Source organism: Corallococcus exercitus, assembly GCF_003611585.1.
GTDB lineage: Bacteria > Myxococcota > Myxococcia > Myxococcales > Myxococcaceae > Corallococcus > Corallococcus exercitus.
Map to the genome: position 1 here is coordinate 1 of NZ_RAVW01000789.1, position 1,280 is coordinate 1,280.

Annotated in this window: 1 protein-coding gene; it reads right to left on the minus strand. The window is 64.8% G+C overall.

What is annotated here, in order from left to right; translation table 11 throughout:
* Positions 1-22: 22 nt before the first annotated feature.
* On the minus strand, positions 23-1,183 hold the full coding sequence (locus tag D7W79_RS42040) for an IS4 family transposase (protein ID WP_120530759.1): 1,161 nt from the start codon (positions 1,181-1,183) through the stop codon (positions 23-25).
* Positions 1,184-1,280 lie beyond the last annotated feature (97 nt).

Sequence of the window (1,280 nt, forward strand, 5' to 3'; positions counted from 1 at the left end):
CTGAGGCATCCCCTCATCTGAATCAGATGAGACCAAAGGCTTCGCGGAACACGGCGTGCTCGCGTACCAGTTGACCAAACCGCTCCACCAGGGGACGCAGTCGCTCATCGCTCATGCGTGGCATGGCCATAAAGTAGTAGGCGCCTTGGGTGAAGAGCGAGTGCGTTCGCTTCTTCGCGGTGTTCACTTTCAAGTGCTTGTCGTAGCCGAGCGCCTCGCCTGCGGCGCCCAGTAGTGTCAGCAGCACCTGCGCCAGCGCGGAGATGAGCAGCAGCCGGTCTCTGCGCTCCGGTGTCTTCACCCGCACCTGCTTCAGGCCCATGCCGAACTTCAGGTCCTTCACGTCCCGAAACGTCTCTTCGATGGTGAAGCGGCGGCCATATGCGTCCATCACCTCCTGAGCAGGCGCCTGGTCGAAACTGGTGGCCAGGCACCAGGACTCCTTCATTCCCTTCCTCTTCACGCACACCACCGCCCCGACCTGCGCCCCTGCCGCGGTGACACGCGCGCCCCGCAGCAGCTTCGCCCGGCCCCCTTCCGGGACCCACTCGGCGGCAGGCTTCGTCTCTGCTTGCTCGGAGGTGACGAGCACATCCGAGCGGAAGCGCACCACGTACTCGAAGTCGAGTTGCTTCAAGAGCGCGTAGAATTTCGCATCCGCGAAGCCCCGGTCCGCCAGCACCGTCACCTGCACGTGGGAGGGAATCAACTCCCGCAGCCGTTGGAGCACCAGGTCCTCGGTGAGCTGCCGGTTACCAGCCGAGGCCGATTTCACCAACGTCATCCACACCAGCGGCGTCGCGCGTCCATGGCGAGTGACGAGGCTTGCCACCAGCGACTCCTGGTCGTCCGTCTCGAAGTCCGTCCAGTCCAGCGCGATGACGGCCTCGGTGCGCTCGGCTAGCACGAAGGGCACCCAAGCCCCGAAGAGCTTCCAGACGTCCATGCCCCCATTGGACAGCAGTCGGTCCACCTGCTTCACGGCATGCTTGGAGGTGACGTCCTCGCCCCGCGCCCACGCCATGGCCTTGCCAATGGCCGCCACGGACAGGCTGGTGGCCTGCACCGCGCCCAGCGTCGCGTGCGACAGGGAGAGGATTCGTTTGACGTGCAGGTCGTCCTCGAACACCTCCGTCAAGAACGACCGCACCTGCTCTTCGTCGATGGCCACCTTGCGCGTCATGGTGGCCTGCTTCTCTGCCCGGGTGCCAGTGCCGTCGCACGCAGCGACCGGGCGAACGCACGCTGATCAACTCGCTATATGAGGGGATCCCTCAGGT